Annotated in this window: 23 protein-coding genes; 16 read left to right on the forward strand and 7 right to left on the reverse strand. The window is 53.9% G+C overall.

Annotated features, from left to right (window positions below; translation table 11 throughout):
- The first annotated feature begins 9 nt into the window (after positions 1–9).
- The 7 genes from AC1DUO_RS10025 to flgL all read left to right on the forward strand — a co-directional run bounded on the left by AC1DUO_RS10025 (position 10) and on the right by flgL (position 7,251).
- Positions 10–765 (forward strand): flagellar basal body rod protein FlgF, encoded by a 756-nt coding sequence (locus tag AC1DUO_RS10025; RefSeq protein ID WP_477987200.1) that lies wholly within the window; start codon positions 10–12, stop codon positions 763–765.
- Between the two features lie 21 nt (positions 766–786).
- Positions 787–1,569 carry a flagellar basal-body rod protein FlgG gene (gene flgG, locus AC1DUO_RS10030; RefSeq protein WP_013575168.1) on the forward strand — a complete coding sequence of 261 codons (783 nt, stop codon included), beginning with the start codon at positions 787–789 and terminating at the stop codon, positions 1,567–1,569.
- Positions 1,570–1,696: 127 nt separating this feature from the next.
- Positions 1,697–2,401 (forward strand): flagellar basal body L-ring protein FlgH, encoded by a 705-nt coding sequence (locus AC1DUO_RS10035; protein WP_071823641.1) that lies wholly within the window; start codon positions 1,697–1,699, stop codon positions 2,399–2,401.
- A 10-nt stretch (positions 2,402–2,411) separates the two neighbouring features.
- Positions 2,412–3,518, forward strand: a complete 1,107-nt coding sequence (locus AC1DUO_RS10040) for a flagellar basal body P-ring protein FlgI (protein ID WP_013575170.1) — start codon at positions 2,412–2,414, stop codon at positions 3,516–3,518.
- Entirely contained in the window at positions 3,518–4,468 is a 951-nt protein-coding gene (flgJ, locus tag AC1DUO_RS10045) for a flagellar assembly peptidoglycan hydrolase FlgJ (protein WP_013575171.1), read from the forward strand. The genes AC1DUO_RS10040 and flgJ overlap by 1 nt, the downstream gene beginning before the upstream one ends.
- A 140-nt stretch (positions 4,469–4,608) precedes the next feature.
- Positions 4,609–6,261 (forward strand): flagellar hook-associated protein FlgK, encoded by a 1,653-nt coding sequence (flgK, locus tag AC1DUO_RS10050; protein WP_013575172.1) that lies wholly within the window; start codon positions 4,609–4,611, stop codon positions 6,259–6,261.
- 27 nt (positions 6,262–6,288) lie between these two features.
- Positions 6,289–7,251, forward strand: a complete 963-nt coding sequence (gene flgL / locus AC1DUO_RS10055) for a flagellar hook-associated protein FlgL (protein ID WP_013575173.1) — start codon at positions 6,289–6,291, stop codon at positions 7,249–7,251.
- A 304-nt stretch (positions 7,252–7,555) separates the two neighbouring features.
- Here the strand turns inward: flgL and AC1DUO_RS10060 are convergent, their stop codons facing one another.
- The 7 genes from AC1DUO_RS10060 to AC1DUO_RS10090 all read right to left on the reverse strand — a co-directional run bounded on the left by AC1DUO_RS10060 (position 7,556) and on the right by AC1DUO_RS10090 (position 13,648).
- The gene (locus AC1DUO_RS10060; protein ID WP_013575174.1) at positions 7,556–8,251 is read right to left on the reverse strand and encodes a CidB/LrgB family autolysis modulator; all 696 of its coding nucleotides are present in this window, start codon (positions 8,249–8,251) and stop codon (positions 7,556–7,558) included.
- The gene (locus AC1DUO_RS10065) at positions 8,244–8,648 is read right to left on the reverse strand and encodes a CidA/LrgA family protein (RefSeq protein WP_013575175.1); all 405 of its coding nucleotides are present in this window, start codon (positions 8,646–8,648) and stop codon (positions 8,244–8,246) included. Before AC1DUO_RS10065 ends, AC1DUO_RS10060 begins: the two co-directional genes overlap by 8 nt.
- Positions 8,649–9,007: 359 nt before the next feature.
- Positions 9,008–9,853 (reverse strand): amino acid ABC transporter ATP-binding protein, encoded by an 846-nt coding sequence (locus AC1DUO_RS10070; protein WP_477987205.1) that lies wholly within the window; start codon positions 9,851–9,853, stop codon positions 9,008–9,010.
- 15 nt (positions 9,854–9,868) lie between these two features.
- The gene (locus AC1DUO_RS10075) at positions 9,869–10,783 is read right to left on the reverse strand and encodes an amino acid ABC transporter permease (RefSeq protein ID WP_013575177.1); all 915 of its coding nucleotides are present in this window, start codon (positions 10,781–10,783) and stop codon (positions 9,869–9,871) included.
- Positions 10,784–10,798: 15 nt separating this feature from the next.
- Complete coding sequence (locus AC1DUO_RS10080) at positions 10,799–11,314, reverse strand: GNAT family N-acetyltransferase (RefSeq protein ID WP_013575178.1); 516 nt, start codon at positions 11,312–11,314, stop codon at positions 10,799–10,801.
- Positions 11,315–11,329: 15 nt separating this feature from the next.
- Positions 11,330–12,262: an ABC transporter substrate-binding protein gene (locus tag AC1DUO_RS10085; RefSeq protein WP_037034824.1), complete on the reverse strand. Its 933-nt coding sequence runs from the start codon at positions 12,260–12,262 to the stop codon at positions 11,330–11,332.
- A 201-nt stretch (positions 12,263–12,463) separates the two neighbouring features.
- On the reverse strand, positions 12,464–13,648 hold the full coding sequence (locus AC1DUO_RS10090) for an amidohydrolase (RefSeq protein ID WP_013575180.1): 1,185 nt from the start codon (positions 13,646–13,648) through the stop codon (positions 12,464–12,466).
- A 230-nt stretch (positions 13,649–13,878) separates the two neighbouring features.
- On the opposite strand from AC1DUO_RS10090, the gene AC1DUO_RS10095 reads away from it, so the two are divergent.
- The 9 genes from AC1DUO_RS10095 (at position 13,879) to AC1DUO_RS10135 (ending at position 22,415) form a co-directional block, all read left to right on the forward strand.
- Positions 13,879–14,865, forward strand: coding sequence for an MsnO8 family LLM class oxidoreductase (locus AC1DUO_RS10095; RefSeq protein WP_449632502.1), 987 nt, complete (start codon positions 13,879–13,881; stop codon positions 14,863–14,865).
- Positions 14,866–14,874: 9 nt separating this feature from the next.
- Positions 14,875–16,212, forward strand: a complete 1,338-nt coding sequence (locus AC1DUO_RS10100) for an LLM class flavin-dependent oxidoreductase (protein ID WP_121019420.1) — start codon at positions 14,875–14,877, stop codon at positions 16,210–16,212.
- Between the two features lie 170 nt (positions 16,213–16,382).
- Positions 16,383–17,051: an acrylate utilization transcriptional regulator AcuR gene (gene acuR, locus AC1DUO_RS10105; RefSeq protein ID WP_449632501.1), complete on the forward strand. Its 669-nt coding sequence runs from the start codon at positions 16,383–16,385 to the stop codon at positions 17,049–17,051.
- A 105-nt stretch (positions 17,052–17,156) separates the two neighbouring features.
- Positions 17,157–18,134, forward strand: a complete 978-nt coding sequence (acuI, locus tag AC1DUO_RS10110) for an acrylyl-CoA reductase (NADPH) (protein ID WP_447868381.1) — start codon at positions 17,157–17,159, stop codon at positions 18,132–18,134.
- 192 nt (positions 18,135–18,326) lie between these two features.
- Entirely contained in the window at positions 18,327–19,298 is a 972-nt protein-coding gene (locus tag AC1DUO_RS10115; protein WP_013575185.1) for a chemotaxis protein, read from the forward strand.
- Positions 19,299–19,746: 448 nt separating this feature from the next.
- Positions 19,747–20,529: an alpha/beta fold hydrolase gene (locus AC1DUO_RS10120; protein ID WP_112198312.1), complete on the forward strand. Its 783-nt coding sequence runs from the start codon at positions 19,747–19,749 to the stop codon at positions 20,527–20,529.
- 107 nt (positions 20,530–20,636) lie between these two features.
- Positions 20,637–21,200: a peptidylprolyl isomerase gene (locus AC1DUO_RS10125; protein ID WP_013575188.1), complete on the forward strand. Its 564-nt coding sequence runs from the start codon at positions 20,637–20,639 to the stop codon at positions 21,198–21,200.
- A 41-nt stretch (positions 21,201–21,241) separates the two neighbouring features.
- Positions 21,242–21,568: a hypothetical protein gene (locus AC1DUO_RS10130; RefSeq protein ID WP_013575189.1), complete on the forward strand. Its 327-nt coding sequence runs from the start codon at positions 21,242–21,244 to the stop codon at positions 21,566–21,568.
- 10 nt (positions 21,569–21,578) lie between these two features.
- The gene (locus AC1DUO_RS10135; protein WP_037034806.1) at positions 21,579–22,415 is read left to right on the forward strand and encodes an MBL fold metallo-hydrolase; all 837 of its coding nucleotides are present in this window, start codon (positions 21,579–21,581) and stop codon (positions 22,413–22,415) included.
- Positions 22,416–22,495 lie beyond the last annotated feature (80 nt).

Here is a 22,495-nt window from a genome sequence, read left to right on the forward strand (position 1 = left end):
GGCAGCATTATGGATCACGCTATCTACACCGCAGGCGGCGCGGCCAGCCAGACGCTGGTTCAGCAGTCTGTGACGTCGAGTAACCTGGCTAACGCCAATACACCGGGCTTCCGCTCGCAGCTTTTAGCGATGCGCGCAGTGCCGGTAGACGGTGAAAGCCTGCAAACCCGCACGCTGGTCACGGCATCCACGCCGGGCGCAGATATGACGCAGGGCAAGCTGAACTACACCGGCCGTCCGCTGGATGTGGCTTTACAGCAGGACGGTTTCCTTGCGGTGCAGATGCCTGATGGCTCTGAAGCCTATACCCGTAACGGTGACATGCAAGTGTCACCGACTAACCAGCTGACCGTTCAGGGTCATCCGGTGATGGGGGATAACGGCCCGATTGAAGTTCCGCCGAATTCTCAGCTCACGGTTTCTGCGGACGGGACCATTGCCGTGCTTGAAGCCAGTGCTGACCCCAACACCATGGGCCAGCTCGGTAAGCTCAAGCTGGTGAAAGCGGCCAACAATGAAGTCACCCGTGGCGATGATGGTATGTTCCGGCCAACGCCGGCGACCGTTCAGGCACGGGGTGCGGCTTTACAGCCTGACCCGACTATTCACGTTATGCCCGGAACGCTTGAGGGCAGTAACGCGGATCCGGTTTCAACCATGGTTGACATGATCGCCAACGCCCGCCGCTTTGAGATGCAGATGAAAGTCATCCACAGCGTCGATGAAAATGAACAGAGTGCCAACAATCTGCTGTCAATGAGCTGATGATGGCAGAGGAGTAATGACATGATCCCATCGCTGTATATTGCGAAAACCGGTCTGGATGCCCAGCAGACCAATATGGATGTAATCGCCAACAACCTGGCGAACGTCAGCACCAACGGTTTTAAACGCCAGCGTGCGGTATTTGAAGACCTGCTTTACCAGACAGTCCGTCAGCCTGGTGCGCAGTCTTCTGAGCAAACCAACCTGCCATCCGGTTTACAGATTGGTACCGGTGTGCGTCCTGTTTCTACTGAGCGTTTGTTCTCGCAGGGCAACCTGTCGCAGACCAGCAACAGCAAAGACATTGCCGTCAAAGGGGAAGGTTTCTTCCAGGTTCAGTTGCCGGACGGCACGACGGCCTATACCCGTGACGGGTCTTTCCAGGTTGACCAGAACGGTCAGCTGGTGACCTCCAGTGGTTATCAGGTTATTCCTGCGATCACCGTTCCGGCGAATGCGCTGAGCATGACGGTCGGGCGTGACGGTATCGTGAGTGTGACCACGCAAGGTCAGACGGCGGCACAGCAGGTGGGGCAACTGACGCTGAGCACCTTCATCAACAACAGCGGCCTGGAATCACTCGGTGAAAACCTGTACCAGGAAACCCAAAGCTCCGGCGCACCAACCGAAAGCACCCCCGGTCTGAACGGCGCGGGTCTGCTGTATCAGGGTTATGTGGAAACCTCTAACGTCAACGTGGCGGAAGAACTGGTCAACATGATCCAGACCCAGCGTGCTTACGAAATTAACAGTAAAGCCGTGTCCACCTCGGACGAAATGCTACAGAAACTTTCCCAGCTGTAATGTTTGGCGGTTGATTGAAAACAAGAGGGCAGGGGCGGAAACGCTTCTGTCCTGAACCGGTTCAGATCCCTACCAGGTCGATTTTTTAAAGGCGATAACTGTGGTGACCAAAAAAAACACGTCGGTAATGACTTCTTCTAAAGACCGACCAGGCAAGCTGGTGCTGCCGCTGTTAATCACGTTACTGGCGAATGGCTGCGCGTATATGCCGCATACCCCGCTGGTACCCGGAGCAACCACAGCGACCCCTGCGCCTGCGGCACCGCCGGTTCCTAACGGTTCGATTTTCCAGTCAGTTCAGCCGATGAACTACGGTTATCAGCCTCTGTTTGAAGACCGCCGTCCACGCAATGTCGGCGACACGCTGACCATTGTCTTGCAGGAAAATGTCAGTGCAAGCAAAAGCTCCTCAGCGAACGCCAGCCGCAACGGCGCGACCAGCTTTGGCGCAGCGACAGCGCCACGTTATCTGGAAGGTCTGTTCGGTAATGCCCGTGCCGACCTCGATATGACCGGTGCCAACACCTTTGCCGGTAAAGGCGGCGCAGCGGCCAATAACACCTTCAGCGGCACCCTGACCGTGACGGTTGGGGAAGTGCTGGCAAACGGCAACCTGAAAGTTGTCGGAGAGAAACAAATCGAAATTAATCAGGGAACTGAATTTATCCGGTTCTCCGGTGTGGTCAACCCGCGCACCATCAGCGGTTCGAACGCCGTTATCTCCACGCAGGTGGCAGATGCACGCATCGAGTACGTCGGGAATGGCTACATCAATGAAGCGCAGAACATGGGCTGGTTGCAGCGGTTCTTCTTAAACTTATCGCCGTTATAACGAGGCAATCATGCGAAAACTCCTTTCCGGTATTCTCTGTCTGGCGATGTCCGCCCTGGTGGTACTGCCCGCATCCGCCGACCGTATTCGTGATCTGACGACGGTACAGGGTGTGCGTGATAACGCCCTGATCGGCTACGGGCTGGTGGTGGGTCTTGACGGTACCGGTGACCAGACCACACAAACACCTTTTACCACCCAGACGCTGACTAACATGTTGTCCCAGCTCGGTATCACGGTACCGGCAGGCACCAACATGCAGTTGAAAAACGTGGCGGCGGTGATGGTCACCGCCAAAATGCCGCCGTTTTCGCGTGCCGGTCAGGCCATCGATGTGGTGGTTTCATCCATGGGTAATGCCAAAAGTATTCGCGGCGGCACCTTGCTGATGACCCCGATGAAAGGGGTGGATAATCAGGTTTACGCACTGGCGCAGGGTAACGTGCTGGTCGGCGGTGCAGGCGCTTCCTCCGGTGGCAGCAGCGTGACAGTTAACCAGGTTTCAGGTGGGCGTATTACCGGCGGGGCAACCATTGAACGCGAATTGCCGAGTACGTTCGGCACCGAAGGCGTGATCAGCCTGCAACTTAACGACGAAGATTTCAACCTGGCGCAGCAGGTCAGTGACGCCATCAACCGTCAGGGAATGGGGGTGGCGTCAGCGCTGGATTCCCGCAATATTCAGGTGGTGGTGCCGCGTGGCAATACCTCTCAGGTGCGCATTCTGGCGCAGATCCAAAATATCGAAGTGAACGTCGGGCCGATGGATGCGAAAGTCATCATCAACTCCCGTACCGGTTCGGTGGTCATGAACCGCGATGTGACCCTGGATAACTGTGCGGTTGCACAGGGCAATCTGTCTGTGGTGGTCGATCGCCAGAACGATGTCAGCCAGCCGAATACGCCATTTGGCGGCGGTCAGACGGTAGTGACGCCGAACACCAATATTTCCGTACGCCAGTCCGGCGGGTCGATTCAGCAGGTACGCTCCAGTGCCAGCCTGAACAACGTTGTCCGTACCCTGAACGCGTTAGGCGCGACGCCTATCGATCTGATGTCCATTCTGCAGGCGATGAAAACAGCCGGATGCCTGCGTGCTGATTTGGAAATTATCTGATGAGCGATCTGATGTCGATGTCAGGGGCGGCGTATGACACGCAATCCCTTAACAAACTGAAGCGGGATGTGGCGCAGGATCCTCAGGCGCACATCAAAGAAGTCGCGAAGCAGTTTGAAGGGGTGTTCGTGCAGATGATGCTGAAAAGCATGCGTCAGGCACTGCCGCAAGGGGGGATTCTGGATAACGAATCCACCAAACTTTATACATCGATGTACGATCAGCAAATTGCTCAGGACATGTCCGACAAAGGGCTGGGCATGGCCGACATGATGGTCGAACAACTGACCGGTGGCAGCAAGCAACCGTCAGAGCTGGCGGGAACGGTGCCGATGGCGCTGGACGGCGAAGTGCTGAAAACCATGCCGTTGCAGGCGATGGAACAGTATCTGCGCAAAGTCATTCCGACTGCGCCGGACCGCACCACCGGCGGCGCACCGTTGCCAGCCGACAGCGGACAGTTCGTTTCCAGCCTCACCATTCCGGCACAGGTCGCCAGTAAAGACAGCGGGATTTCGCATCAGCTGATCATGGCGCAGGCCGCGCTGGAATCTGGCTGGGGGCAGCGCGAGATCCCGACTGCCGACGGCAAACGCAGCTTCAACCTGTTCGGTATCAAAGCGGGCAGCAGCTGGGACGGTCCGACCACCCAAATCACCACCACGGAATATACCAGCGGCGTGGCGAAAAAAGTGCAGGCCAGTTTCCGCGTGTACGGCTCCTATGTGGAAGCCATCAGCGACTACATCAAATTGCTCACCAACAACCCGCGTTATGCGCAGGTTGCCTCGGCCAGTACTCCTGAACAAGCCGCGCATGCCTTGCAACGTGCAGGTTACGCGACCGACCCGAATTATGCCGACAAACTGGTGAGTGTGATCCAGAAAATCAAAGGCGCGGGCGAGCAGGCGGTGAAAGCCTATAGCCATGATTTAAAAGATATCTTCTAGACCCGCAAATCCTCGTTTTTTTTCTCAAGTTTTAGCGGTACAGGCCGATAACACGATCAGAATGGGAAAAGGGGAAACCCCCGGCTCAGCTTCCTTAATTACACGGTGGTAAAAAGTCACCGGCAGCCAAAAGGTCACTCATGTCCAGTAGCTTAATTAATACCGCAATGAGCGGACTGAACGCAGCGCAGGCGGCGCTCAGTACCACCGGGAACAACATCGCTAACGTGAGTGTGGCCGGTTATAACCGCCAGACCGCCATTATTACGCAAAGTAATGGCATCTCTACTCCTGCCGGTTATATCGGCAACGGTGTGACGGTGACCGGTGTGAATCGTGAGTACAACTCTTTCGTGGTGAAGCAGCTTCTGGGTGCCAGCGCAACCGGCAGCGCGCTGTCAACGCAGCTTGATCAGGCCAGCTCTATCGATGACCTGCTCGGCGACAGTTCCACAGGTATCGATGCCACCATGTCGACCTTCTTTAAAGGCCTGCAAACACTGACCAGCAATGCCAGCGACAGTGCGGCTCGTCAGGCAGTGCTGGGTGAGGCACAGGGTTTAACCGCGCAGTTCAACAGTTCAGCCAAATACCTGAACGACATGAATACCGCCGTTAACCAGCAAGTCACGCAGAATGTTGACCAGATCAACACCTATGCGTCGCAGATTGCCAAACTGAACAGTCAGATCACCGCGACGCGTGGCAGCACCGGACAGGAACCTAACGCCTTGCTCGATCAGCGTGACCAACTGGTCAGTCAGCTGAACAACGTCACCGGTGTGGTCGTGACCCAGCAGGACGGCGATACTTACAATATTTCATTCGCCAACGGCACGCCGCTGGTGAGCGGCGGCAACGCCAAAACGGTGGTTGCGATGCCGTCCAGTGCCGATCCTTCCAAACTGACGGTCGGCATGACCCAACCGGACGGTTCGGTTTCTGAAATTCAGGAAAGCCGTCTGACCACCGGTTCGCTCGGCGGCACGCTGGCTTTCCGTAAAGACAACCTGGAACCGGCCATTAACCAGCTCGGGCAACTGGCGCTGGCGCTGTCTGACAGCTTCAATACCACCAACAAAGCCGGTTTTGACCTCAACGGTGACGCGGGGACGGACTTCTTCTCCTTCACCGGCGCGACCACGGTCAGCAACACCAAAAATACCGGCAGCGCCCAACTGAGCGTGGCATATACCGACACGGCCGCGGTGAAAGCCAGCGATTACACCATGGCTTACAACGGCACCAGCTGGGATGTAACCCGCGTTTCCGACGGGGCAAAAATCACCCCGACGGCGGGCACCGACAGCAACGGTGATCCGACGATGAATTTCGATGGCTTGTCGGTTTCCGTCACCGGCACGCCGAATACCAATGACAGCATCACCATCAAAACGGTCAGCAATGTTGCGGGCAGCATGAATCTGGCTATCAGTGATTCTTCATTGATCGCCGCAGCGGGTGCGGCAGACAGCGGCGTGAGTGACAACACCAACGCGCAGAAACTGCTGAATCTGCAAACCGCGAAACTGGTGGAAGGTAAATCCACCCTGTCGGGCGCATACGCCAGCATGGTAAGTAACGTGGGTAACCAGGTTTCCACGCTGACCACCACCAGCACCTCACAGGCGAATATCGTCACGCAGCTCACCGCTCAACAGCAGTCTATCTCCGGGGTTAACCTCGATGAAGAATACGGCGATCTGCAACGTTACCAGCAATATTATCTGGCGAACGCGCAGGTCGTGCAGACGGCTTCGACGATATTCGACGCGATCATCAACATTCGCTGATCCCAGAACTGATAAGGAACTGATGCCATGCGTCTTAGTACCAATATGATTTACAACCAAAACATGAATGCGGTACTGGATGGTCAGAACCGCTTCCAGGCGACCGGTTTACAGTTGTCGACCGGCAGCAAAGTGAGCAAGCCTTCGGATGACCCGCTGGCGGCGTCGCAGGCGGTGCTGGTACGGCAGGCGCAATCGGAGAACAGCCAGTTTTCCGTGGCCCGTACCTTTGCTAACCAGAGTATGAGTCAGGAAGAGTCGATTTTAAGCAGCGTGACCTCGACCATTCAGGATGCACAGACGTTGATCGTTCAGGCCGGTGACGGTTCTTTAAGCGATGACGACCGTTCTTCTCTGGCGACTAAACTGGACAGCCTGAAATCGCAACTGGTGAACCTGGCGAACAGCACCGACGGTAACGGCCGCTTCATCTTCGCCGGTTACAAAAGTGATACTCCGCCTTATACGCAGGACGCCACAACGGGTGCGGTAACCTATTCCGGGGGCACGACGTCTATTACTCAGCAGGTTGATACCAGTCGTACCATGACCATCAACCATACCGGTAACCAGATTTTTAATGCCTTAACCGGTGATGCGAAAGCCGAACCGGACGGTTCTCCGAGCGAATCAGATTTATTCAAAACCATCGACGGTGCGCTGACTGCGCTGAGAACGCCATCGGCGGATAACACCACGGATACGCAATACACCGATGCCATCGATAAAGCTAACCGTGGCCTGAGTAACTCACTCAACAACGTGCTTTCCGTGCGTTCAGAGTTGGGTACGCAGATGTCCGAACTGGATAATCTCGATACACTGGGCGACAACCGTGATGTATCGAACTCGACCAAACTCAGTAATCTGGTCGATACCGAATGGACCTCAGCAATTTCGACCTACACCTTGCAGCAGGTTGCGCTTCAGGCATCCTATAAGACCTACAGCGCCATGCAGGGTATGTCACTGTTCCAGATGAATTCGTAATACTCTCCGGCGCGTAAGCTTACGCGCCAGGCTCCATCTCTTCGTTATCGCTGCCTGTCTGCTTTTACGGCAGACCGGCAGATTCTTTTCTGACTGTACTTAAACCGGGTACTTTCAGCTTTGTATGTCACTTTTTCTAAGGTTTAAGTGACATACACTTTTTCCTCGTCCTGCTTCAAATTGTCTCTGCGTTGGCTGCCTTCGTTCACCCCAGTCACTTACTTATTGTAAGCTCCCGGGGATTCGCTCAGTTGCCGCCTTGATACAATCCGAACCCGTTAGAGGAATCTGTGCCCGTTATGGGTTAATGACCGAAGAGGGCGAGAAGGACGGGGAACAGGAACGGGGCGAGCAGGGAGGTGATGATGCCGCAAATCACAAGCGCCAGTGAACTGAATGCGCCTTCCTGATAATCCATTTCTGCACAGCGGGCGGTACCCAGTGCGTGTGATGCGGTACCCATCGCCAGCCCGCGTGAGGCTTTGGTGGTGATCTTCAGAACATTCAAAATCGTATGACCAAAGACCGCGCCGAGGATGCCGACGAAAATCACGCACACGGCGCTGATGGCCGGAATACCATTGATCGACTGCGCGGTGGCCATGGCAATCGGCGTGGTGACGGATTTCGGTAATACCGATGCGGCAATTTGCGGCGTTGCTCCCATCCATAATGCAATCGCGGTGCCGCTCACCATCGCCACCACGCTGCCGATAAAACAGATACTGATGATGGATTTCCAGCGGGCGCGGATCTGATGCAGTTGCTCGTACAAGGGAAACGCCAGCGCCACGACGGCGGGTTGCAGCAGATCATTGAGGATCTTGCTGCCCGCGAAATAGCGCGCGTAAGGGATATGGGTGACCAGCAACAGCGGAATGATCACCACCATCGACATCAGCAGCGGGTTGAGCAGCGGCATTTTGAGTTTAATAGCGAGCTTACGGGTGGCGAAAAACACCACCAGCGTCAGCGGCAGCGACCACAATATATCAATCATTTTTATCCTCCGCTTTATCCGTCACCGCACCGCGTTCGCCATGGATATAGTGGGAACAGTAGGCGACAACCAGCAATACAATCAGGGTACTGACCAGACACGACACCACCAGCGGCCCGAACTGCGTGCGCAGTTGCTCGTAATAATTCATGACCCCGACGCCGATAGGGACGAACAGTAACGCCATATAGCGAATCAGAACATTACAGCCCGGTTTGACCCATTTGAACGGCAGAATTTGGGTTGAAAGCAAACCAAACAGGATCAGCATGCCGATGATGCTGCCGGGAATGGTGAGCGGTAAAAGAGATGAAATCGCATTCCCGGCGAATAAACAGAGATAAATCAGAATAAACGCCCGAACATATTGGAATACCAGAGAGATTGCGGTGCTCATGGTGTATCACCCAGTTGAATAATGTATTCATCATACAATTAAGATGTGATCTGCGCCACAAAACGGAGTATGAAATTTAGGAATGAAGTGTATTCCAAAATGGCGTTTGGTAAACGGGGAAAATAGGGATTGTGGGTTGCGGGCGATTCAGAAAGCTTGCTGAATGAGAGGTTCCAGCCTGTCGCGGTGATACCTGAAACATAGCCAGCGAGCGGATCGCTGGTTGAAAAAGCGAAGGGAGATCCGGGAGGGAAAAGCACTTCTCCCTCCCGGGCGGTTTCGGCGCAGCGCGTCAAATGAGCACTGCGGGTAAGAAACCGAAATATTCCCGGTCTTAAGAAATACTAAATTTGCCAGTCTTAAAGCACCTTCTCCAGAAAAGCCTGGGTTCTGGCATGAACCGGCCGTTCCAGCACCTGTGCGGCAGCGCCGCTTTCAACCACGCGACCATCCACCATAAACACCACCTGATCCGCCACCTGGTGCGCGAAGCCGATTTCATGGGTGACGACCACCAGCGTGACGCCCGACTGCGCCAGCTTCTTAATCACATCCAGCACTTCGCCAACCAGTTCGGGATCGAGGGCGGACGTCGGTTCATCAAACAGCATGACTTTAGGATTCAGCGCCAGCGCACGGGCGATGGCGATGCGCTGCTGCTGTCCGCCGGACAAATGACGCGGCCATGCGTGCGCTTTTTCGCGCAGACCGACCGTGTCGAGCAGTTCATAGGCACGGGCGATGGCGTTTTTGCGGCTCAGCAGACCGTGAACCACCGGCGCTTCGATGATGTTATCCAGCACCGTCATGTGCGGGAATAAATTGAAATTCTGAAAAACGTAACCGACATGTGTGCGTTGTTTGAGGATGGCGCGCTCTTTCAGTTCATACAGCGTATCGCCTTTGCGGCGGTAGCCGATGTAATCGCCGTCAATCTGAATAAAACCTTCGTCGACGCGCTCAAGATGGTTAATCGTGCGCAGCAGGGTCGATTTCCCCGAGCCGGACGGGCCGAGGATCACGGTCACGGTGCCCGGTTCGATGCACAGACTCACGTTATCCAGCGCTTTGTGCGCGCCGTAGTATTTGCTCAAATTATTGATTTCGATGCGCCCGACGGTAGCAGCCTGAGGTTTGCGTGGAAACAGCTGCTCAACAGGCGCTTCCTGCGGGCGGTTAACGAATAAATCAAAGGCTTCTGACATAGTGCTTTCCCTTTATTAAGAACGGGCGACGCGCCACTGACGCAGGCGCTGCAAGGGTGTCGGCGCGACCTGACGCACGGTGCCGCGGGAGAAATAGCGTTCGACGTAATACTGCAAAACCGACAGCACGGTGGTGATCAGCAGATACCAGATGGTGGCGACCATCAGCAGCGGGATCACCTGCTGTGTGCGGTTGTAAATCACCTGCACGGTGTAAAACAGTTCCGGCATCGACAGGACGTAAACAATCGATGTGCCTTTCGCCAGGCTGATCACTTCGTTAAAACCGGTCGGCAGAATTGAACGTAACGCCTGCGGCAAAATGATGCGGAAGGTCCGGCGGTAGGCCGGTAATCCCAGCGCGGCCGCAGCTTCATGCTGGCCGTGTTCTACCCCTAAAATCCCGCCGCGAATGATCTCGGCGGTATAGGCCGACTGCACCAGCGACAGACCGAGCACGGCGACGGAAAACTGATCCAGCAAATCCACCGTCGGGGTGCTGAAAAAGGAAATCGTGGTGAACGGAATGCCGAGCGAAAGGTTGTCGTAGAGATAGGAAAAGTTGTAGAGAATGATCAGCACCAGCAACAACGGCAGGGAACGGAACAGCCAGATATACCCCCAGGCCAGTGCGTTCAGTAAATAGGATTTCGACAGGCGGGCGAGGGCCAGTGCCGTGCCGAAAATCACCCCAAAAAGGGTGCCCAGCAGCGTGAGCAACAGGGTTTTGCCAAGCCCGGACAGGATCACCGGATCAAAAAACCACTGACGAAATACGCCCCATTCCCAGCGGGAATTCGTGGCAATCGACTGGATGATGCCCAGCAGAATAAACGCCGAAAAAACCGCACCGGCAAGACGCCACGGATAGCGCGCGGGCACCACTTTCAGCGGCGGATGATTCACAGATGAAGGGGCATTTTCGCTCATCATTTTCTCTTTCTGTTACGTTGCAGATGACGTGACCGGCACGTCCGCTTTCAGCGTTTTGGTAAACGGCAGGCGCCCGTCATACGGTGGCCGGGAATAGACCTCCGGATCGAGGCGGGTGTCGAATTGCGGCTGATAACCGTGGGACAAATACAATCCGACCGCTTCGGGCTGGCGGAATCCGGTGGTGAGAAATACCCGCCGGTAACCGTACGCGGCTGCACGACGTTCCAGTTCATGCAGGATTTTTTGTGCCAGTCCCTGACGGCGCAGCGCGCGGTGAGTCCAGATGCGTTTGAGTTCGGCAGTCTGCTCGTCGTAGCGTTTGTACGCGCCCATTGCAATGGGCGCGCCGTTTCTCAGCAGAACAATGAAGGTGCCATCGGGCGCGGAAAACACGCTGTCATCTTCCGGCGGCTGGCTCGAGAAGAAATCGCCGTAACGGTCGCGGTATTCACCGAATAATCCTTCGATGACCGGCGCAATCAGCGGGTCTTCCGGCACGGTCTGAATGAAAATATCTTCGCTCATCGTTTCTGCTCCTGATCAGTCGCCCAGTCCCGGCGGGTTAATTTCAGAGTGATCGATTTTCTCGACGCTTTCGCCCCAGCGGTCCAGCACTTTGATATACGCTCCGCTGGCAATGGCGCTGTTCAGCGACGCCTGCACGGCATCCACCAGACCATTCCCTTTTTTCAGCGTCACAGCGATATTGGCGGTTTTCGGCCAGCCGCCCGGCACCGTGCCGACCAATTTGGTTTTGCCGGTCAGCAACGCTTTGTACGCGCCGGTGACGTTCGGGCCGAACGTGGCATCGGCACGACCGGACTGGATAGCCAGCGTCGCGGCAGCGTCATCGGTGACATATTGCGGTTTCAGCGCCGGTAATCCTTTAGCCTGGTTTTCTTTGTCCCACGCCAGCAACACGGCTTCCTGATTGGTGCCGGAGCCGACAATAATGCGTTTACCGGCGATATCGGGTGCGGATTTTATCGAGGTGATTTTGCTGTCACTTTTCACATAGAAACCGAGGGTATCTTCGCGGTAGGTGGCGAAATCAAATTTAGTTTTGCGGTCTTTGGTGACGGTAATGTTGTAGATGGCCGCGTCGTATTTCCCCGACGTCACGCCCAGCGGCCAGTCTTCCCACGAAGCCGGAACCACTTTGAGTTTCAGGCCTAAACCGTCGGCGACCAGACGGGCGATATCCGCCTCGCTGCCGATCACGGTTTTATTGTCACGGGCGTACAGCCCGAAGGGTGGGGCGCTGCCGAGCACAGCCAGCGCCACGGTCAGCGTACCCGGTTCGACAAACTTAAAGTTGGCCGGGATTTTTGCCACGGCTTCCGGGCTTTTCGGTGTATTCACCGGCGTTTCATTGGCAATCAGATCAATACCTGGCGCGGCGTATGCCGCTGATGAAAAACTTAATATTGCCGCGATGGCGGTGGCTGTGATGGTTACGCTATGTTTCATCATTATTATTTTTACCCTGCATTCTTATTTTAAGTGGTGATGACCGTGAGGTGACGCTTTCACTATTCCCGAGTGTTACAGGGATGTAAAACAACAAAATTAAATAATCAAAGAGAGAAAGTGGAAATACATTGCGCCGGAAATTTTGCACGAAAAATGCCCGGAATATCCGGGCGTGAGGAAATAAAGTCAGGTATGAAAAGGTTATTTTCCGGTTAATTCACTCAGCGCTTTTTCTGCCAGTTGCTGGAAATAATTCGCCGCCGGGTAAATAGCCGACTCATCAGGATTAAATTGCGGATGATGCAAGCCGAAATCGCTGGCAGAGCCGATGCTGACAAACGCACCCGGCACATGATGCAGATAAAATGCAAAATCCTCGCCCCCCATCTGAGCCTGCGCTACTTGCGCGTTATAGCCAAATTCCGCAGCGGCCTGTAAGGCAAAGTCTGCCCAGCGCGGTGTATTCACCACCGCTGGCGGCCCGCCAAACCAGTGCAGTTCAGCCTTCGCCCCCAGCGCATCTGCCACCCCGGTGATCACCTTGCGGATCCGCTGAGGGATTTGCTCGCGGATCCCGTTGCTGTAGGTGCGCACCGTGCCTTCCAGTTCCACGGTTTGGGGTAATACGTTCCAGGTGTTGCCGCCTTCAATACGGGTGACGCTGACTACCGCCGCCTCCTGAGCGCTGACGTTGCGGCTGACCACCGTTTGCAGCGCGGTCACAATGTGGCTGGCGGTGACAATGCTGTCGGTACCTTCTTCCGGATGTGCGGCGTGCGCGCCTTTGCCGGTCACGGTTATCTGGAAGCGGTCCACGTTGGCATAAAATGCGCCGCCTTTTGTCTCAAAGGTGCCGACCGGCAGTTCTGGCGCATTATGCAGGCCGAAAATCGCATCAACGTTTTCCAGTGCACCGGCTTTAATCAGTTGCGACGCACCGCCAAACCGTTCTTCAGCAGGCTGGAAAAACAACCGTACGCGGCCCGGTAGCTGGTCTTCCCTTGCTTTAAGCAGATGGGCCGCGCCGAGAATAACAGAGGTATGAAAATCGTGGCCGCAGGCGTGCATCACGCCGGGTTGTTGCGAACTGAACGGCACACCGGAGGCTTCTTCAATCGGCAGGGCATCGATGTCACCGCGCAGGGCAACAACCGGGCCGTGTTCCGGGCCAATTTCAGCCACCACGCCGGTTTTCAGCCCGAGCGATAAAATGCGGATCCCGGCAGCATTCAGCCATTGGGTAATCTTTTGCGTGGTCACAAATTCCTGATTGGATAATTCAGGATGCTGATGTAATTCACGGCGATAAGCGATGAGTTGTTCTTCCAGTCCTGTCTCATGTCGGGGGGCAATGCTATTTGTTTCTTCGGCAAGTGAAATGCTCATGGCGAAATAACCTTATTGTCTGAAAATGATTGTTACCCAAATGTAGCGCTTCATTTGATGCTAGTCAGACAGAAGCCAATCACTAAATACTCAGTCGCTATAATTTATAGTCGTTTTGCACAGTGCCTTGCATAGCAAAATACTGACTATAGAAACGTGTTTTTATTATTTAGCTTTGAACTTATTTCGTGGAACTCTTTTTATCACAACGGATAAAAAGGGATGCGCAGGTGAATTACCGACTGAGTTTATTAGATCAAAGCCCGATTAATGACGGGCAGACCGCTGCGCAGGCGCTAGACGCCACGCTGACTTTTGCGCTGGCAGCAGAAAAACTGGGCTATCACCGTTTATGGGTGTCAGAACATCACGATACTGAAAAGCTGGCCGGTAGCTCGCCGGAAGTGTTGATCGCCTGGCTGCTGGCGCGCACTTCCCGGCTGCGGATCGGCTCCGGCGGTGTGATGCTGCAACATTACAGCCCGTATAAAGTGGCAGAGAATTTCCATCTGTTGTCAGCACTGGCGCCGGATCGCGTGGATATCGGCATCGGCAAAGCGCCCGGTGGTTTACCCCTGTCAACCAAAGCGCTGCGTGCCCACGCACCGGCCGAATCATCGCCTGGTTTCCCGGCGCAGTTACAGCAACTGACACATTATCTCACGCATCTGGATGACCATCTGGCGGGCACAGAAGCCCGTGCGTTGCCGCGTCCGCCGGTGGCACCGCAGCGATTTTTACTCGGTGCCAGCAAAGAAAGCGCGCGTCTGGCCGCGTCACTGGGCTGGAACTTTGTCTTCGCCGGTTTTATCAATGCTTCAGCGCAAGTGATGACCGAATCGGTGCTGGCCTTCCACGAATATTCCGCCGGACAAGGGCAGGCGCTGGTCAGTCTGGCGGCCCTGGCGGCACAAACCCGCGAGCAGGCCGCTGAACTGGTGACCGGCCAGCATAATTTTCGCGTCACGCTGGGCGACCGGCACGTTACGGTGGGTTCCCGCGAACAGGCTGAAGCCTTTGTGCGGCAGTCAGGTGCGACGCAATACCAGATCGAACAGCAGCAAATCAGCGTGCTGCACGGCACGCCGGGCGATATCCACGAGCAACTGCGCGATATTCAGCGCCGCCTGTGCGTGAACGAATTTGTTATTCACACTCCACTGACTGAAGCCGGTGTGCGGCTGAAGTCCATCGAATTGCTGGCTGGCCAGCTTTAAGGAGATTTCATGAGCCATTCAAAAAGTATCAAGCTGGGTCTGATGTTGCACGGTGCCGGCGGCCACATGAATTCGTGGCGTCACGAAAAAGCGCCTGCGGATGCCAGTGTCAATTTCCCCTATTTCCGTGATTTAGCCTTGCGCGCCGAAGCGGCTGGTTTTGATTTCCTGTTTGTGGCCGACGGATTACACATCAACGAAAAATCACTGCCGCATTTCCTCAACCGTTTCGAACCTGTCGCGTTGCTGTCTGCGCTGGCTTCGGCCACCCACAGCATCGGGCTGGCAGGCACTATTTCAACTTCGTACAGCGATCCCTTTACCGTCGCACGTCAGCTGGCGTCAATAGATAACATCAGTCAGGGACGGGCGGGCTGGAACGTGGTGACTTCGCCGCTGGCCGGTTCGGCGAAAAACTTCGGCAAAGACCATCCTGAACATGCGCTGCGCTATCAGATTGCCGAAGAATACATCAGCGTGGTGCAGGGACTGTGGGATTCGTGGGAAGACGGCGCGTTTGTGCGTGACCGCGAAAGTGGTGTGTTCTTCGACGCGGCGAAGCTGCATAAACTGAATCATCAGGGACAGTTTTTCTCGGTCGAAGGGCCGCTGAATATCCAGCGTTCACCGCAAGGGCAGCCGGTGATTTTCCAGGCTGGCGCGTCGGATGCCGGTATCGCGCTGGCAGGTAAATCTGCCGATGCCGTTTTCACTAACGCCCGGACGCTGGAAGAAGCACAGGAATATTCGGCAAAATTACAGGCACAGGTCAGCAAAAATGGCCGCCATCCGGTGGGTATTTTCCCTGGCATCAGCCCGATTGTCGGCAAAACCGAAGAGGAAGCCGAGGCCAAATATCAGTATCTTCTGTCGCTGTTGTCACTTGACGATGCGCTGGCCTATCTCGGGCGATTTTTCGATCACCATGATTTCAGCCAGTATCCGCCGGACGGCCCGTTCCCTGAACTGGGCGATTTAGGCCAAAACACTTTCCGCTCCACCACCGACAGCATCAAGAAGCTGGCGCGGGAGGAAAACCTGACGCTGCGTGAAGTGGCGTATCAGACCACGCTGCCGCGCGGCGAATTCTTCGGCACGCCTGAGCAGGTCGCCGACCAGTTGATCCGCTGGGTGGAAGAGGGCGGTGCCAGCGGATTTATCATCAGCGGACCGGTACTGACCGAAGCGCTGGACGACATTACCCGGCTGGTGTTACCGGTGCTGGAAGCCCGTGGCTACTGGCATCCCTCGCAGGCAACGACGTTGCGTGAGCGCCTGAATATTCCGTTCAAAACCAACCGTTATAGCGTGCAGGAAACCCGCCGCGAGACAGTGAACGAAAAATAGTTACAACATACTCATGCTGTATCACAGGCCCGCTCCGGTAACTCCGGGCGGGCTTTTTGCTTTGCAGGTTTTTTAGGTCCGGGACTTTTTACCCTGTAAAAACATTCACGGACTTGCCCGTCTAAAAAATTGGGCGTAGGCTTTCTGCAATTAAAAAACGATCGGTCTAAATGATGAGTGCTGAGTTTTCTACTGAACCTGACGTGCCAGTCAAACCGCGCCGCGGGCGTCCGCCGAGAACGGCACGCGAGTTTGATGATACGCGTGAAGCGCTGATCCGTTCGGGGCTTGAAGTGATCACCGAAACGGGTTACCTGTCAGCAGGCATCGACGCGGTGATTAAAAACATCGCGGTGCCGAAAGGATCGTTTTATCACTATTTCAAAAGTAAGCAGGATTTCGGCATGGCCGTTCTGACGGCTTACGGCTCATTTTTCGCCCACAAACTCGACAAGTTTCTGCTCAGGGCTGAGTTGTCACCGCTGCAACGCATCGGTGCGTTTGTGACCCATGCCGGTGAGGGAATGGCGAAGTTTGAGTTCAGACGCGGCTGTCTGGTCGGCAATTTATTGCAGGAATCCCCGCTGTTGCCGGAAGATTTTTCGCAGCAACTCAAAACGATTTTGGGCGAATGGGAAGACCGTGTTGCCACCTGTCTGGAAGAAGCCCGTCAGGCCGGAGATATCGCATCAGACATGCCGCCTGCGCAACTGGCGCAGATTTTCTGGTCTGGCTGGGAAGGCGCGGTGATGCGCGCAAAACTGTACCGCTCGGCCGCACCACTGGACCAGTTCTGGGCGTATTTCCGTCATACGCTGCAGTCACCTGTTCATTCATAAACTCGTCGGCCATAAATTCAAAAAATAGCACCTGCAATCATTACGTGAGTCATCGCATACCTCATGACAAAAACTTTAATCTCCTGAAATCATAAAGGGAAAAAAATGAAAGCATTGGTTCTGGAACAACAAGACAAGGCCACGCTGGCCGAAGTGAAAGAGATTGCGCTGCCGGACATGGCGGCAGGCGACGTACTGGTTGATATCAGCTGGTCAGGGCTGAATTACAAAGATGCCCTGGCCATTACCGGTAAAGGCAAAATCATTCGTCAGTTTCCGATGGTGCCGGGCATTGATTTTGCCGGCCATGTCAGCCGCAGTAACGACCCGCGTTTCTCCGTCGGGCAATCCGTCATTCTCACCGGCTGGGGCGTCGGCGAAACGCACTGGGGCGGTCTGGCGGAGCAGGCATGCGTCAAAGGTGACTGGCTGGTCGCGCTGCCGGAAGGTCTGGCTGCGCGCAATGCCATGATTATCGGCACCGCCGGTTTCACTGCCATGCTGTGCGTCATGGCGCTGGAAGAGGCGGGCGTGACACCCGAAAGCGGCACCGTGGTCGTGACGGGTGCCAGCGGCGGCGTGGGTAGTACGGCGGTGGCCTTGTTGCATACACTCGGTTATACCGTGGCTGCGGTGACGGGCCGTGAATCTACGCATGACTATCTGCGTAAACTGGGTGCCAGCGAAATTCTCTCCCGCGATGATTTTGCAGAGACCCGTCCGCTGGAAAAACAAGTCTGGGCCGGTGCGGTCGATACCGTCGGTGACAAAGTGCTGGCTAAACTGCTGGCGCAAACCAACTACGGCGGTTGCGTGGCGGCCTGCGGTCTGGCCGGGGGCTTCAACCTGCCGACGACCGTGATGCCGTTTATTCTGCGCAACGTCCGTTTGCAGGGGGTGGATTCGGTTTCGGTTCCCGCTGAACGCCGTGCTGCCGTCTGGGAGCGTTTACTGAATACGCTGCCGGATGATTTTTATCAGCAGGCCGCGACGGAAATTACCCTGGACCAAGTTCCGGCTGTCGCAGCCGATTTCCTGAACAATAAAATTCAGGGCCGGACGCTGGTGAAAATCGGCCGCTGACCCTTTTTGCCCGGTATTTCCGTGATACCGGGTGCTTTCCCTTCAATTTTCTCCCCGCTATAAAGAATTCCTCCTGAGCGGCCGATATAAAGAATGTCCCTCTGAGAAAAAAGAGAATGGAATTCCTTATTTTCCGAATGACGTACAGCGCAAACATAGTCAAAAACGAATAACAACAGGCATGGGGAAAGTATGGATAATTTTCAGAAAGAAATTGATGAGAGAACCAATCTCACTTCATCAAACCGGTTTGAGCTTTTGCTGTTCCGTCTGGGGACCTCTCCGGATGATGAGCAATCTGAACTTTTTGGTATCAACGTTTTTAAATTGCGCGAAATCGTGCCGATGCCAACGCTGACCAAAGCCGCCGGAATGGTCTCGCCGATGATGGGCATGGCGAACATCCGTGGCGAAATTATTCCGGTCATCGACCTGCCTGCCGTGGTGGGATGCGTACCAAAAACCGGCCTGAACATTTTGCTGGTCACCGAATATGCGCGCAGCACCCAGGCGTTTGCGGTGGAATCCGTAGACGACATTGTGCGTCTTGAATGGAGTCAGGTGCTGGCCGCCGAAGCCGGTGTGAAGAGCCGCAACATCACCAGTATTGCGCGTCTGGACAGCGATAAATCCAGTAACCGTCTGGCGCTGGTGCTCGACGTTGAACAAATTCTCCATGACATTATTCCCAACAGCAATATCAACATGGATAAGAAGAAAACCAGCGCGTTTAAACTCAAGCCGGGTACGGTGGCGATTGTCGCCGAAGACTCTAAAGTTGCCCGTCAGATGCTGGAAAAAGGCCTGAACATGATGGAGATTCCGGCGCAGATGCATGTCACCGGTCTGGAAGCCTGGAATAAAATCCGCAAAATGGCCGAAGAATGCAAAGCCCAGGGGCTGCCCATTTCCGATAAAATCTCCTTTGTCTTAACTGATCTGGAAATGCCGGAAATGGATGGCTTTACGCTGACGCTCAATATCAAGCGTGATGAGTTCCTGAAAAATATTCCGGTGATCATTCACTCTTCATTATCCGGCAGCGCCAACGAAGATCACGTGCGTAAAGTGGGCGCCGACGGTTACGTGGCGAAGTTTGAAATCAACGAACTGGAAGCGGCTATTCATAAAGCGCTGGATGCGAAGAAAATCGCCCATGTGTAATTTCATCAAACACTGATGTATAAAAGGCCCGTTCTCTTGTGCGGGCTTTTTATTATCAGCGGCATACCGAACAACGTGCAGAAAAATTATTGCCTGCAATTCCTGCTGCGCAGCATTTCCCCGGTCAGTCTGTTCCTTCGCCAGGTTTTCCCCTATTAAGATCTGCCCCGTATCTACAATTTCGATAGTGATATCGAAATTATCCATTAGAGCGACGATAAGAATTGTTTTAATAATAACAGCGTTAACAACGTATTTAAGGCTGACCCTCATAACGAAAAAATTTATTTGCATGAAACTGAAAAAATAATATCAGCATGTCGTTATGAATACGTTGCGACTATGGCGTAGCAGAATTCATGGTTCTATAAGCAGGACGAGACGTCGGATCAGGTAATGCGTGACGGAGAGCCGACGAAACAGAAGCAAAAAGAATATGGAGTATTAAATGTTTATCCGGCCACTTAAATTAACTCAGCACGTCGATGTGCAGGGTTCTGAAAATGCAACGACATTGGTACTTCTTCATTCTTTGGGGACGGATTTGCACCTTTGGGATTTGCAAATGCCGCGTCTGAGTGAGCGTTATCGTGTTATTCGCCTGGACATCCGTGGGCATGGATTAAGCGCAGTCGATTCCCTGCAGTTTTCAATGTCAGATTTGGCCGACGATGTGGTGGCGGCGCTGGACCATCTTCACATCAACGAGTTTTATGTTGCCGGGGTCTCAATCGGCGGAACAATAGCGCAATGGATTGGGTTCAAGATCCCCAAACGAGTTCAGGGAATGATCATTGTTGATACTGCACTGGTGAATGCCGCTCCGCCTTCGCTCTGGCGCGCCCGGGCTGAAGATGTATTTCACCACGGTGTTGAACATCTCGAAATGGGGATTCTGAGCAAATGGGTCACACCGAAATTTATCGACTCGCCCTACGCGGAGGGTATGAAACAGATGTTGCGTCGCACTTCGGTTGAAGCCTTCGCGGGTTGCTCTTATGCCATCGCCGACACCGATCTGACCGATATGAATATTCCGGGGGTAAGGGCTGTGGTGGTCAGAGGAAGTGAGGATCAACTTACGCCTCCGGACTACGCGCAACGTCTGGCCGACAAGCGCAATGCCCAATTGCATACCCTACCCGGCGCCGCCCATTTACCGAATTATGAGCAACCCGAAGCGCTCACTGATGAAATCATCTCGTTCATTGATAACAAGAATACGCATTAACAATCAGCGCAGGCAGTCAGCGCCTGTAAGGACGTACGGGCGCTGTTAATGAGCAAATCTGGCATGGCAGACGATGAAAAGTCTGATGCGCGAACGGAGTAAATTCTATGAATCGTCGGTTATTTATTGGTGGAAGCCTGGGCTTGTGCGCGGGTGTTGCAATGCTTCCGGCTGCCTTCAAAGGGGTAATGGCTCAGAGAGATATTATCGAGATGCAACTGGAGAGTGGAACCGTGAGCATCCGCTTATTTCCCGATTTGGCCCCCGGGCATGTTGAACGCATAAAATCGCTGGTACAGGCCAAATTTTATGATGGCATGCCGTTTAACCGGGTCATAGAAGGCTTTATGGCACAAACGGGTGACCCGATAAAAGATACAGGGCTGGATTACACGAAATTACCGGCGCTGGCCGCAGAGTTTAACCGATTGCCTTTTGAACGCGGTACCGTCGGCATGGCCAGATCACGGCATCCGCACAGCGCCCGTCATCAGTTTTTCATCACCTCCGCGAGGGCGGGTTTTTTAGACCAGAATTACACTGCTTTTGGGAAAGTAACGAGTGGCATCGAGTTAATTGACCAACTCCGCCGGGGGGCTTCGGACATTGGCACGGTGGTCAATCCCGATGTCATAAAAAGCATGCGATTAGTGTCTGTCAGAGCCGTATAAAATAACCTGGCGGCGTAAATATCCATTCGAAGGAGTCGAAGATGCCCAGTATTACTCTCTATACCGCTGCAAGCCACCGGTTAGATGCAGAGGCCTTTGCGGAATTTTCAACGGCTTTAGCCCGTCTCGCCATAGAGATCCTGAAAGCGAAAGAAAATAATATTCACATCAGCTACCTCACCGCAGAGATAGGTTTTGGCACACCGGTCTATTTCGAAGCAAGACTACGCCAGGAAGTTTTCCGAACCCTGTCGGTGTTGGATGAATTCATGCATCAGGTTGATTTATTAATTAAGGAGAAGACAGGAGTCATAGCGAGAATTCGCTGTTTCTCTTTTGAAGCGGGTAATATTTATGCAAAGAACTAAGGAACGGATTATGAATGTTAATTTTCCAACAAGAGATCTCGGCGATATATCGGTTACTGCGGTAAGTGATGGATATCTGCATGTCGACTTCGGAATGCTTTCAAATGTGGATGAGGACGAGTGCAAGGAAATTCAGCGCAGTGCACAAGTCAGTGAACTCAATGCGGTGCATATTAATACTTTTTTAGTCCGCCAGAAGGGTAAAAATATTCTTATCGATAGCGGGGCAGGAGGCGTTAAGGGCTGGGGCGGCAAACTGGTTGCTAATCTGGATCTGCTGGGGATACAACCTGGCAATATTGACGCGGTATTACTCACACATGCACATCCTGATCATATTGGTGGATTGTTAAACGCAGAAGGTGAGGCTGTATTTGCTAATGCCGAATTGATCATAAACAGCGATGAATTTAATTATCTGCAAGATGATGAAAATTTCGCTGCCGTCAGTGACCGCGTAAAAGGCAATTTCCTGCTGGCGCGAAGTATATTCAAAAAGTATCAGAAAAATCTTCGTCTCATCGATAAAGGCGAGGTATTTCCTGGTGTTTTTGCGATCCCGCTGAAAGGTCACACGCCGGGTCATACAGGTTACCGGATTGAGGGTAACAGAGATAGCCTGTTGATTTGGGGTGATATTGTTCATTTTCCTCATATTCAACTGCTAAAACCGGATGTTGCCATCGCCTTTGACTATGATCCTCAAATGGCGGCAGAGACACGTTCCCGCATACTTGAAAGCGTGAGCTCGGACAGCGTTCTTGTCGGTGGTATGCATTTTGGCGAACAAGGATTTGGTTATATTGAAAAACGTAAATCCGGATACGTGACCGTCGATATCCACTAGTTAAAACTTTCATCAGAAAGTTCTGCTCTGAAAATACTTTATTTCCTGACCGGCAACGCAACGGTTAATTATTGGTAACC

The sequence above is a fragment of the Rahnella sp. P4_A8 genome (genome assembly GCF_056402435.1).